The sequence below is a fragment of the Nocardioides sp. genome (assembly GCF_050246775.1).
Classification (GTDB): Bacteria; Actinomycetota; Actinomycetes; order Propionibacteriales; family Nocardioidaceae; genus Nocardioides.
The window spans coordinates 625320-637084 of sequence record NZ_JBFWVK010000001.1; the positions used below are offsets into that span (position 1 = coordinate 625320).

At 64.9% G+C, this 11765-nt stretch carries 11 protein-coding genes; 4 read left to right on the top strand and 7 right to left on the bottom strand.

All coding sequences use genetic code 11. The features are described from left to right. Window positions 1-460: 460 nt before the first annotated feature. Window positions 461-586 carry a hypothetical protein gene (locus tag AB7I40_RS03050; RefSeq protein ID WP_428343571.1) on the bottom strand — a complete coding sequence of 42 codons (126 nt, stop codon included), beginning with the start codon at window positions 584-586 and terminating at the stop codon, window positions 461-463. Window positions 587-1096: 510 nt separating this feature from the next. Between AB7I40_RS03050 and AB7I40_RS03055 the strand changes: the two genes are divergently transcribed. The 4 genes from AB7I40_RS03055 to AB7I40_RS03070 are packed head-to-tail and all read left to right on the top strand — an operon-like array spanning window position 1097 to window position 4056. Continuing rightward, window positions 1097-1519 (top strand): hypothetical protein, encoded by a 423-nt coding sequence (locus AB7I40_RS03055; protein ID WP_428343572.1) that lies wholly within the window; start codon window positions 1097-1099, stop codon window positions 1517-1519. After that, complete coding sequence (locus AB7I40_RS03060; protein ID WP_428347913.1) at window positions 1516-2298, top strand: ABC transporter ATP-binding protein; 783 nt, start codon at window positions 1516-1518, stop codon at window positions 2296-2298. The genes AB7I40_RS03055 and AB7I40_RS03060 overlap by 4 nt, the downstream gene beginning before the upstream one ends. Before the next feature lie 46 nt (window positions 2299-2344). Then, a complete protein-coding gene (locus tag AB7I40_RS03065; RefSeq protein WP_428343573.1) occupies window positions 2345-3469 on the top strand; it encodes a hypothetical protein in 1125 nt (374 codons plus the stop codon). Next, on the top strand, window positions 3445-4056 hold the full coding sequence (locus tag AB7I40_RS03070; RefSeq protein ID WP_428343574.1) for a hypothetical protein: 612 nt from the start codon (window positions 3445-3447) through the stop codon (window positions 4054-4056). Before AB7I40_RS03065 ends, AB7I40_RS03070 begins: the two co-directional genes overlap by 25 nt. A 402-nt stretch (window positions 4057-4458) precedes the next feature. On the opposite strand, the gene AB7I40_RS03075 is transcribed toward AB7I40_RS03070, so the two are convergent. From AB7I40_RS03075 to nrdR, 6 genes are all read right to left on the bottom strand, one after another. Further along, a complete protein-coding gene (locus tag AB7I40_RS03075) occupies window positions 4459-5013 on the bottom strand; it encodes a hypothetical protein (RefSeq protein ID WP_428343575.1) in 555 nt (184 codons plus the stop codon). Then, window positions 5013-6248: a hypothetical protein gene (locus tag AB7I40_RS03080; protein WP_428343576.1), complete on the bottom strand. Its 1236-nt coding sequence runs from the start codon at window positions 6246-6248 to the stop codon at window positions 5013-5015. The genes AB7I40_RS03075 and AB7I40_RS03080 overlap by 1 nt, the downstream gene beginning before the upstream one ends. Beyond that, on the bottom strand, window positions 6245-6994 hold the full coding sequence (locus tag AB7I40_RS03085; protein WP_428343577.1) for an ABC transporter ATP-binding protein: 750 nt from the start codon (window positions 6992-6994) through the stop codon (window positions 6245-6247). Before AB7I40_RS03085 ends, AB7I40_RS03080 begins: the two co-directional genes overlap by 4 nt. Window positions 6995-7034: 40 nt before the next feature. Continuing rightward, window positions 7035-7289, bottom strand: a complete 255-nt coding sequence (locus AB7I40_RS03090) for a hypothetical protein (RefSeq protein ID WP_428343578.1) — start codon at window positions 7287-7289, stop codon at window positions 7035-7037. A 796-nt stretch (window positions 7290-8085) separates the two neighbouring features. Next, window positions 8086-10974 (bottom strand): vitamin B12-dependent ribonucleotide reductase, encoded by a 2889-nt coding sequence (locus AB7I40_RS03095; protein ID WP_428343579.1) that lies wholly within the window; start codon window positions 10972-10974, stop codon window positions 8086-8088. A gap of 155 nt (window positions 10975-11129) precedes the next feature. Continuing rightward, complete coding sequence (gene nrdR / locus AB7I40_RS03100; protein WP_428343580.1) at window positions 11130-11636, bottom strand: transcriptional regulator NrdR; 507 nt, start codon at window positions 11634-11636, stop codon at window positions 11130-11132. Between the last annotated feature and the right edge of the window lie 129 nt (window positions 11637-11765).

The following is an 11765-nucleotide window of genomic DNA, read 5'->3' on the forward strand; positions in this document are numbered from 1 at the left end:
TCGACCGACCGTGGCGGGAAGGGCGACGGTTGCTCATTCATCCCCCGGAAGGACTCGAGTGGGTACGCCAGCAGGCGACAGGCCCGTGGGTAGGCCCGATGGTCAATATATGGAGGGATCGGCGTGTCTGCGTAGGTTTTACACAAAAGTGATGCATTTGGGGCATTGCGGCCGTAAGGCGAACGACCACGGAAGCGTCGCTCCCGTGGTCGCTCGTCACAGCCTGGACACCATCGGCTCGAGCGAGCCTCCAGCGGTGGGCCAACCGCCACCTTCACCTCCTCCACCGACTCGGAGTCCAACTCCGCCAGTGTCGACTTGATGCAGCACAGCTCCGTTTCGGGAGGAGACCAGGGGCCCCGGAATGAGCCTCCGGCCACGCCCTGCGAAATGGCCGGGGTGTCGGGCTGACGGAAGCACCGTGACGCACCTTTCGAGGTCGACGGGTGCGATCGGCTCCTTAGGCCCGCGAGAAGGCGTCCGACCGCGCCATGGCGATGTTACGGGCGCTGACCCGCACGTACTCCTCGAACAACGAAGTCACCAGCTGGTGCCCCATGTCGGCGTAGGTGTGAAGCCTCGGCACCTGGTACGGCGAGTGCTGTGGCGTAAGCGCCGCCGGCATCGATGAGGCGGTCGGCCATGCCGTGGAGGACAGCCGTCGGCACCTGCACCTCGCCTCATCGACCAGCTCTCCGGTCTGAACACCGCGCCCGACGCTCAGCGGTTCGCGCCGTGCTGTCCCTGAGGATCAGCTCGGGCCCGGTGCTGGTCAAGGGATGGTACGGATGGCTGGGCTTTGCTGGGTTGGGGTAGGTCAAATCCACGTCATCGGTGCGAAATATCGCCATGGTCGGGACTACACGTAGAATATTTGCCCAGTTTGAAGAACTCTTAACTTGCCGAGCCTCAAAGTGTCGATGTCTCATTTGCTCTATTTTGGCGTGTTTCACGTTGATAAGCGCGTCTTTGAGCACAGGCCTCTTTTCGCATTTCTCATCGTCCCGCGAAGAGAATCACAGGACCCTAGTCCTGCTATGCTCGCGAATTCCTAATCAATTGCGGGGGGAATACGTTGAAAAAGGGACTAAAACTCGTGGCGTTGCTGACAGTGCTCAGCTCGGGGGCCGGAGCTGCCTACGCCGCAGACACCTTCGGGGCGATCCAGGTGGTCGAGTCCGGAACCAAGGTCTCCGAGGCCTCAGGAGGCAAGACCTACGACCCGGTGAACACCCTGAACGACATCTCGACCGATATCCGGTTCCGAGACGTTACGGCTGACGGCTGGTCGACGTACGCACGGGTCTACGAGGAGGGCAAGGACTGCCTCAACTGTGCTTACTACTCGGTGGCGAAGGACGAAACGAACAAGTACGGAAGTGCCGACGGATGGCGCAACAGCACCCTGCACCAAGACGACCTTCAGATCGGTCGCTGGCGCGCGAAGCCCGGTGTCTGCCACCACAACGGCGCCTTCACTCCCGACAACTGCAACTACGCCGGTTATCAGTACCCGTGACCGACAGCCCAAGCAACGCAGGTCCCGCGCCCCAAGTCGGGGTGCGGGACCTGCGTGTCACCTTCGGGCGCACGATTGCGGTGGCGGACGTCTCAGTCGAGGTCGCCCCAGGGGTGACCGGCGTGCTCGGGCCAAACGGTGCTGGGAAGACCTCTCTGTTGAGGGTGCTCGCGACCGACCTGCGGCCACAGCGTGGCAAGGTCCAGTTCGACGGGCGACCAGTCGACTCGCGACGAACCGTGCGCCACTACCGGCGGGCTGTGGGGTTCCTCCCCCAACGCCCAGATTGGCACAAGTGGATGACCGTGCGTGAGGCCGTGGCCTACTTTGCCTGGCTGCGCGCGGTGCCACGCAACGCGCGGAGCGAGGCCGTGGGCAACAGCATCGAGATGGTAGGGCTGTCTCGACGTGCCGAAAACCGACTGGGCGAGCTGTCCGGTGGGATGTTCCAGCGCGCCATGCTGGCCACGACCCTCGTGCACCAGCCGGAGGTGCTCATCCTGGACGAGCCCACTGCCGGGCTTGATCCGGTGCAACGACACCAGTTCCGGGAAATTGTGCGACTGCGGCCCGCGTCGAGCGTCACGCTGATCAGCACCCACGTGTTCGAGGACGTGACCAACCTCGCCACCAACATCGTAGTGATGCACGACGGCAGGCTTCCCTTCACCGGGACGATCCGAGAGTTCACAGATCAGCTCAATCCAGACGGGGGGTCGTCAGCCGAGGCCCTTGAGGCCGCCTACCTGCGGTTCGTCGGCACCGACGATGTGGGTTAGGCCGGTGCGGTTCCTTCGCCTGTCATGGCTGGTCCGGTCCCGAGTCGTGATCCTGATCCCTGTCACGCTCGTCCTCGAGTGGGTGTCCTACGCCGAGGAGCGTCAAGCGACGGGCGTCAACTGGGTCAGCCACTTCGAGGTGGTCAACGGTGTCGGGGTGATCTTCTTCATCGTGGCGGCGGCGATCTGCGCTGGATACTCGCGACGCTGGGTGGAGCTACGCGTCCAGACTCGCGCGACCAGCCGCGACCTGTGGACGCCCGTCATGCCGATTGCGATGGTCGCCGGCACCATGATCCTGACCCACCTGGGTTGGGTCGCAGTGCTCAGCGTGATCCACCTAGGAGACACGGTCGGGCCGTTCCGCGTCGGCCCAACCGTGCCGACGGTCCTCGGCATGGCGGCCGGGTCGGCCTTGGGATTCAGTGCCGTGACGTGGCTGCCCTCCCGTCTCACCGGGCCCGCTCTGGGCTGCGCGCTCTACTTCGCCCTGCTTCAGCTGCTGAGTGGCCCGTTCACCAACCTTGTCAGCCTGGCCGGGATCGACTCACCCCTGCTGGGGGTACGTGCACGGCCAGTCATACTCGCGGGTCAGACCGGCTTCTTCACCCTCCTGGCGGTGGCATGTCTCGTGGGTGCTCGCCCCGCCCGCCCGCACTCTCGCGCAGGGGGGTATCTCGCAGCCGGTAGCGCGACCTTCGTCGTCACCCTTGCTGCTCTATTCGTCTCGGGCATGGGACCCGCGCGCTTCGAGCGGGACCCCGCGGTGGACCTGGTCTGCGCCCAGCACAGTGAGACCCGGATCTGCGCGCTCCCCGAGAGCCAGGCGGCTGCTCAAGAGATGCTTGGGTCGCTGACCAAGGCCGACGAGCGGTGGCGCTCAGCCACCGGCGCCGTACCGCGACCGTACGAGCAACGTCTGGATGTCCCCGACCCCACGGAAACCTCGTCCGGGCCACAGCTGATCCGGGTCGCCGCGTCGATGACTGAGCAAGACGTCGTCTACCAGGTGCTGTACGGCACCCACCCGTGCAGCCTCACCTGGCCATCAGCCCAGCTCGACTCCCTTGACGCGGCAATGGAGAACCTGGTGGGAGACGGCCTCGACGCACCCTGGCCCCACCAGGACGAGCTCCGAGTCGCCCGATGGGCCCGAGACAACACATGCTGACCTCGGCCCGCGACCTGGTCATGCTGATGCGGACTCGACGCCTCGGCCTCGTGATGGCCTGGGCTCTCGGCCTGGTCGCCGTCTATGTCGCCCTGCCGTTGCACACACCCGTCCCGTTCCGCGATGTTGTGGCCGAACCCACACGTGCTCTGTGGGGACTGGCCGGCTGCCTCGTTGCATTGGTTCTCGACCCCCGGTTCGAAGCACTGGAACGCACGACAACCTTGCCCATCATTTGGCGACGTGGGTGCTGCTTGAGCTGGGCGGTCGGCTTCTGCGCCCTCGCGGCCGCAGGTTCTGCCTTACTCAACCACACCCACCTCACGTACCCGGTGCGGGCCGTGTGTGCGGGATCCGCAGTCGCGATCGGCGTGGCCCTCGTTGGCTCCATCGACACAGCAGTGGTTGCGACGTTCCTCTTCGTGGCCACCAACTGGATCTTCGGCCTGCAGAACATCACCGCAGAGCCCCACCGCTGGGCCGTGCTGATGGTCGACTCACCAAGCCTGGGAGACGCGCTCATCCCCCTCGTCCTCATCCTGCTCGGAGGCATGTGGACGCTTCGAGGTGCACACCGCGACAGCTGACCCCGTTGTCGAGAACAGCTGGACACGTTGGCCGTCACGCCTGGTTTGCGTCTGCGCCACCACATCCTCCAAGCGGGACAACCGCAATCCCAGCGGCTACGGGCCAGGGCGGTCACATTGGCTTTGATTGTTTGCCTCCCGAGTGCGCCCAAGGCCGGGCGAGCAGGTGCAAACGTACTTACAACTCGGATTTGGGTGCCACCGGCCACGTGAAGGTGGGTGGAATCTCTACTGTTGGGGTGGGGTAAATGTCCCGAACACCATTTTGACGCGGGCCTCGAATGTCATCCGGGTGTCACTCGGAATCTCATCGCACCACTCAGCACAGCAGGACCGTCGAGTCCCGCCCTTCCACGTGCCCAGTGGAGTGGGACGGACAGGCAAGCCGGGTCGAGGGCTGGGTCACCCGCCGAGTCCGGCTGTTTGGCCGAGGTTGATGGTGGTTCGGCGAGTCGACAGCAAGAAGCATGCGCCGCCACACAGCGCGATGCCGACGGTCAGCGACCAGGTGGTGTTGCCGTCGGGTTGGAGGATCCGGACGTAGGTGCCCGCGAATGCGGTGTGTCCGTAGGGCGTGGTGATGACCATCAGCGCTGAGGCCGCCAGGCCGGACATGATCAGGATGTGTGCTGTGGTCGCTGACACCGATTCCCCGCCGGTGGCCAGACAGGCTGCCGTCGCCGCCGTACTGGTCGCCAGCAGGAACAGCAGCAGGTCCAGGATTGCGACCCTTGGCCCGGGGCGGGCTTCGGCCCCCTGCGTCTTGCTGCTGAACGCATCGGCTACCGCCACCGCCCAGACCAGTGGCAGGAAGGTTGCCCACAAGGCGCTGGCGCCGGATCCGATGATTGCCGGCATGACGAACGCCCGGGACTGCAACCACAGTGCACCGGGGGCGACCAGCCCGACGGTGATCACCAGGATCCAGATCCTTCGCTGGTTGGCCCAGAGGCTCATCACGAGGACCGGCACTGCTCGGCGTCGTGGTCATCGAAGAACCAGTTCGAGGTAGCTGCGCCGTCATCGGCGCGGTCGAGCCAGCCAGAGGCAACAGCTATGTCTTCGGGGCTGTACTCGCCGGTGAGGTCCTTGGCCGTTGCTCCCCCCGCTCCCATCGCGAGGAACGCGACCCGTGGGTCGATGAACTGGCGACCGCCCTGATCACACGCAAGGTGGAGCCGCACGTAGCCCCTCGCGAGTGAATAGCCCACCGTCGCTGAATTGATGGTCGGCGTGGACTCGACCATCACTCGTTCTCCTGTCCGTGGTCCGTTTCCCGCCTCGGTGATCTCAGGAAAGTCCCATTTCCAGAGGCGCGAGTTCATGTCGATGGCGATGTCGGCGATCACGGCCGCCTGTGCCTTGCCGTCAGGCCAGACACACACCTCGACCTCCTCGGTGGTCGAGCAGGTAAGGGCACCTGTGCGTGGCTGGACGGTGGTCAGCAGGAGGTGCTCGTCGGACAGCTCCAACGAAGTTGCCGCCAGGCCGAATGCCGTGCCCACGACGAGCAGGACCGTGACGCCGACTATCCAACGCGGACGTCGGCTCCAGCGCCTGGGGCTCAACATCACGATGACGCCGACGCTCACTGTTGTCGCGATCAGAAGGATCGACCTGGCTGCCACAGCGGATGGCTGGATCGACTGAGCACAGCAGCCTGTCAGGGTGGGGGTCAGGTAGTGCAGGAACTCGTTGCCGGTGGCAGGGAAGTAGGAGATCCACACGAAGGTCGCCATCGCCACGACTGGCGCCGCCACGACAACCGGCAGCGCCCAGCCCGCGGCGAGGCCGAGGAGCACGCAGGCGAGGACCGTGGCCGCGTCGAGCATGAGAACAAGCCACGTCATTGCGTCCAGGGGAACGACCCATGCGCTCAGCACGACCACGCTCACGACCACGATGAGTCCGCCGAACGCGAGGGGCCCCCAGGCGTTGAGCGCCACCCTGAATCCACTGCGACTGGCCCGAAGCGGCGCATGGAACCGAGCCCATTCCCTGGAGGAGAAGGCCGCGTAGCCCGCCAACAGTGGGCACAGGATGTAGATGACATAGCTCGAACTGGCGATGTCGGAGACGGCATATCCGCTGTGGGTCGCCAACGCGTCCACAGCATGCAGGCTGCCGAAAGCGAACAGCACCGGCAGGAACCACAGCACACCAGACCGGCGCGCAGCGACCAGGAGCCTCAATGGGTCCCTCCGCCGATCATCGATGCGAAGACCTGCGCCAGCGAACTTCCGGCACCCTCGGTGCCGGCGCCCAACTGCCGGAACGCGGCAACGTCGTCATCGAAGCGCAGCACGCCGTCAGCGAGGACCGTGATGCGGTCGACGTCCTCGGCCAAGTCGGACACCTGGTGGGTGGAGATCACGATCCCGCCAGGACAGTCGAGACCCCTGAGTAGTGAGAGGAAGTTCAGCGCCTGCGCGGGATCGAGCCCGGCGGTCGGCTCGTCCAAGAGGAGGACCGGAGCGTTGCGGACCAGAGCCTGTGCCAGCCCGACCCGTCTCAGCTGCCCACCAGAGACCCGGTCCGCTCGGACATCATGTTTGTCCATCAGGTCCACCGCCTCCAGGGCCGTCGCACTCCGCCTCCGAGCCTCTCGAGAGCTCGCCCCGCCCAACCAGGCGACGTACTCGACCTGCTCGGCAACCGTGAGCCCACGCGCAGGCTGCACCTCCTGCGGCATCCACCCGACCTTTCGGTACAGCGATTCGCGGTCCGATCGTCCGTTGATCGTTACCGCGCCCCGCTGGGGCCGCTCAAACCCGCTCAACAGTTTGTGCAATGTCGACTTGCCTGCACCGTTGGGGCCGAGCAGAAGTGTGGTCTTCCCGGCCGCAACACCCCAACTGAAGTCCGTCAGCACGTCCACCTTGCGGCGACGGCCGTAGGAGAAGCGCAGGTCGTGCGCACTCAGCATGCAGTTGTTCACCCGCCGTGACCTAGACGTACGGGAACCCTTGCCCTGGCGGCTACCACCAGATCTTGACGCTATTGACCGTCGTCACGTTGTAGGCACATGTGCCACCTGAGCACCACGCGTATCCCATGCCGTTGATGTCGAAGTGGTAGTCGTCCGTCACCGGGTTGGAGGCGGAGTAGACAGAGTCGTTGTATGAAGTGCAGTTGATGCGCTCCTCGCCCCAGGTCGAGTCGAACGCCGGCAGGTTGCGGCGAAGGCCGGCGCTGCGAAGCCCACCGCAATTGAACCGAGAATGACCGCACATGTGGCTAATTCTCGTGTTCGAGTCTGCATTTGAGTATCCCCCGCAACTCATCCGAAAGCGCACTTAGATCCAAGTGCGGCCCGCAGCCTTGCATTACGCAAACCTGCAGGTCAACCCTCTTCGCGCTATCGGCGTAAGTCATTTTTGTCCGAAACCTCCGCTTGTTCCCAAGAGTGCAATGTCGAATTGCACCGCTATACCTCAGGGCAGAATCATTGACTCACATTGCAAAAGGTTATTGGTTGTGTTCTACAACGGGTATTGGACGACACATGAACTCCCGCAGGACTGCATCCCGCTCCGGTCGACTCCATGTCTGGGCCTTCCGGTGGATGTCCCGTCGAGTCGAACGGCACCACAGAAGCGCATCACCGAGTCACAAGGAAGACGACGCCCAGACACTGTCGGTCACCCTCAGCTAACTCACGCTATGGCTCCGGGCAGGGAGCGCTCGTTCCCCGCGTCGAAGACGATGCCGATAGGCGACCTGGTCCCTCGATCACGCGTGGTCGAAGCGTCCGTAGATCCAGCGGCTGGGACCCCGGGCATCGAAACTCAGGTGAGCCGCCCCGCTGTCGAGACCTGTCTTGCGCCGCGTGCCTGATGCACGCCGAACCCTCGAGACCCCACCCTCGCGACAACAGCCGCCGCGATTCGCTCCCGACCCCCACGCACACGCACACGGACGCTGCCCCACCGAAGCGGGGACAGCGTCCGTGAGAATCCCAGTGACACCCTTATGAGATGACGGTGACAGGAACTGGGGAATCCGGTGACACGGCCGTGAGATTCGACATCAACTGCAGCCGCTGGTGCTCCCGCAGCCTTCGCAGACGTAGCAGGAACCAGCCGGACGCATCTTCGTCCCACAGGTGAAGCACAGCGGGGAGTCGACCGCGGTGCCGGTGATCTTCTCCATCAGCTCCGCGCTGGTGTGCACCTGCTTCGGGGCGGCCTTCACTCCGGCCTCCGTGGCCTCGACGACCTCTGTCGCCTCGGCCACCAGGTCGTCGATCAGCTCGACGGTGATCGGCTCCGACTTCAGCGACTCCGCCTCGCTGACCTCGAGGGGCTCATACGAACCCGTCTCCAGGTGACGCTGACGCTCACTGGCCGAGTAGATGCCCAGACCGGCGCGTGACTCGAAGGGCAGGTAGTCGAGGGCCAGGCGGCGGAAGATGTAGTCCATGATCGACTGGCTCATCCGCACGTCGGGGTCATCAGTCAGACCAGCCGGCTCGAAGCGCAGGTTGGTGAACTTCGAGACGTAGGTCTCCAGCGGGACGCCGTACTGCAGGCCGATGCTCACCGCGATCGAGAACGCGTCCATCACGCCCGCCAGGGTCGAGCCCTGCTTGCCGAGCTTGAGGAACACCTCGCCGAGCTGGCCGTCATCGTGCGCACCGGAGGTCATGTAACCCTCGGCGCCGCCCACCGTGAACGACGTGGTGCGCGACTGGCGCGACTTCGGGAGCCGCTTGCGGGTCGGGGCGTAGACGACCTTCTCGATCACCTTGGTCTCGACCGCCTCAGCCTCCGCGGCGTTGGAGTCGGTGCCCTTGTTCTCGCCCTTGCCCGAGGACAGCGGCTGGCCCACCTTGCAGTTGTCGCGGTAGATCGCAGTGGCCTTGAGGCCCAGCTTCCACGACTGCAGGTAGATGTCCTCGATCTCCTCGACCGTGGCCGACTCCGGCAGGTTGACCGTCTTCGAGATCGCACCCGACAGGAACGGCTGGCAGGCGGCCATCATCCGCACGTGACCCATCGGCTTCAGCGAGCGGGCGCCCATGGCGGTGTCGAAGATCTCGTAGTGCTCCAGCTTGAGACCGGGCGCGTCGATGACGTGGCCGTTCTCGCCGATGAAGGCAACGATCGCCTCGACCTGCTCCGGCTGGTAGCCCAGCTTGACCAGGGCCCGCGGAATCGTCTGGTTGACGATCTGCATGGATCCGCCACCGACGAGCTTCTTGAACTTGACCAGCGAGAAGTCCGGCTCGATGCCGGTCGTGTCGCAGTCCATCATGAAGCCGATCGTGCCGGTCGGAGCCAGCACCGATGCCTGGGCGTTGCGGAAGCCGTTGGCAGCGCCCAGCTCCTGCACGTCGGCCCACACCTCGGTCGCCAGCGCCAGGACGGCAGCGTCGTCGCTGCTCAGGGTGCGCACGGTGTCGTTGGCAGCCTGGTGCTTGCGCATGACCCGCTTGTGGGCCTCGGCGTTGCGGGCGTAGCCGGCGTAGGGACCGACGATCGCGGCGAGCTCGGCCGACCGCTTGTAGGACTGGCCGGTCATCAACGAGGTGATCGAGGCAGCCATCGCCCGCCCACCGTCGGAGTCGTAGCCCAGGCCGGTGGCCATCAGCAGCGCACCCAGGTTGGCGAACCCGATGCCGAGCTGGCGGTAGTCACGGGTGGTCTTGGCGATCGGCTCGGTCGGGAAGTCGGCGAAGCAGATCGAGATGTCCATCGCGGTGATGATGAACTCGACAGCCTTCGCGAACAGCGGCGCGTCGAACGTGTTGTCGTCCTTGAGGAACTTCAACAGGTTGAGCGAGGCCAGGTTGCACGAGGAGTTGTCCAGCGACATGTATTCCGAGCACGGGTTGGACGCCGTGATCCGGCCCGTCTCCGGGTTGGTGTGCCAGTCGTTGATCGTGTCGTCGTACTGAAGGCCCGGGTCGGCGCACGCCCACGCAGCCTCGGAGATCTTCGTGAACAGCTCCCGAGCGTCGACGGTCTCGATGACCTCGTTGGTCCCGCGCGCCCGCAGCCCGAAGGACGTGCCGTCCTCGACAGCCCGCATGAACTCGTCGGTGACCCGCACCGAGTTGTTGGCGTTCTGGTATTGCACGGAGGTGATGTCAGCGCCACCGAGGTCCATGTCGAACCCGGCGTCACGCAGGGCCCGGATCTTGTCCTCTTCCTTGGCCTTGGTCTCGACGAACTCGACGATGTCGGGGTGGTCGACGTCCAGCACGACCATCTTGGCCGCACGGCGGGTGGCCCCACCGGACTTGATGGTCCCGGCGGAGGCGTCCGCACCGCGCATGAAGGAGACCGGGCCGCTGGCCGTGCCGCCGGAGGAGAGGAGCTCCTTCGAGGAACGGATCCGCGAGAGGTTGAGGCCGGCGCCGGAGCCGCCCTTGAAGATGAAGCCCTCTTCCTTGTACCAGTTCAGGATCGAGTCCATCGAGTCGTCGACCGAAAGGATGAAGCAGGCGCTGACCTGCTGCGGCGACGGCGTGCCGACGTTGAACCAGACCGGGCTGTTGAAGGAGAAGTACTGGTGCACAAGCAGCCAGGTGAGCTCGTGCTCGAAGACCTCGGCGTCAGCAACGGTGGCGAAGTAGCCGTGCTCGACACCGGCCTTGGTGTAGGTCTTCACGACCCGGTCGACGAGCTGCTTCAGGCTCCACTCACGCACATCGGTGCCGACGGCCCCGCGGAAGTACTTCGTCGTCACGATCGTGGAGGCGTTGACCGACCAGAAGTCGGGGAACTCGGCGCCGCGCTGCTCGAAGACGGTCTCGCCGGTCTTCCAGTTGGTCTGGACGACGTCGCGTCGCTCCCAGGTGATCTCGTCATAGGGATGAACGCCGTCGGTGCTGAAGACGCGCTCGATCGTGAGCCCACCCCCGACCTGGGTGTCTGCTGACTGGTCCGTGTGCTGACCGACCGTTTCCGTCATGTCTCCTCTTTCACTTCAAACCGGCTGTGGGGCTGTGCTGTGGTGGTCTCGAGGAACTCGAGCACCGACGACGTTTCGAACTGAGGAAGGTTCGACCCCGAAGGGGTGGTGTGCCCGGCACGCAGCTTCCCCACTACGTGCCGGGCAGTCTGTGGTTATCCGCTGGTGGAGACCAGCGTGTCATCGAGCACCGACAGTTCGGCCTCGACGGGGTTGCGGAGCTTGCGGATCTCGGTCTCGAAGTCCTCGGCGGACTCGAAGGCCCGGTAGACCGACGCGAAGCGGAGATAGGCGACCTCGTCCAGCGCGCTCAGCGGGCCCAGGATCGCCAGCCCGACCTCGTGGGCAGGCACCTCGGCCCAGCCCTCCGCGCGCAACACGTCCTCCACGTCCTGCCCCAGGCAGGCGAGCTGATCCTCGGTCACCGGGCGACCCTTGCAGGCCTTGCGAACCCCCGAGATTGCCTTCTCGCGAGTGAACGGCTCGGTCGCGCCGGAGCGCTTGAGCACGGTCAGCTGCATCTGCTCCACGGTGCTGAACCGCTTCCCACAGCCGCCGTTGTCCACCGGACACGTACGGCGGCGGCGAATCGCGCCGCCATCGTCGGAGACCCGGCTGTCGAGCACGCGGGTGTCGGTGTTGCGGCAATACGGGCAGTGCATCGTTGCCGCCTCCTCACGCGCGCTCAAATGGCCCCCCAGGACACCTCCGGCTATGGGGTGTGCCTGTGGATAACTGTGGCCCTGATGTGTATAACAACCAGCAACCTGTGAGTCTTCCACCCTTGCTCT